Here is a 252-nt window from a genome sequence, read left to right as displayed (position 1 = left end):
TTCTGTCGCGCGAAGAGGGCAAGACGCTGGCAGAAGGCATCGGCGAGACCGTGCGCGCCGGCCAGATCTTCGACTTCTTCGCCGGCGAAGCGCTGCGGCTGGCCGGCGAGGTCATCCCCTCGGTGCGCCCGAACATTGGCGTCGAGATCACCCGCGAGCCGGTGGGCGTCGTCGGCATCATCACGCCGTGGAATTTTCCGATCGCCATTCCCGCCTGGAAGATCGCGCCGGCGCTTTGCTACGGCAACACCA

1 protein-coding gene is annotated in these 252 nt (G+C 66.7%); it reads left to right on the top strand.

The window, feature by feature from the left end; all coding sequences use genetic code 11:
• Positions 1-252, top strand: a 252-nt coding sequence (locus BLJAPNOD_RS35100) for an aldehyde dehydrogenase family protein (protein WP_115423218.1), incomplete at both ends; no start/stop codon positions are given.

The sequence above is a fragment of the Ensifer sp. M14 genome, from assembly GCF_003355565.1.
In the GTDB taxonomy this organism is placed as follows: Bacteria; Pseudomonadota; Alphaproteobacteria; order Rhizobiales; family Rhizobiaceae; genus Ensifer.
This window is presented reverse-complemented; position numbering and strand designations above follow the sequence as displayed.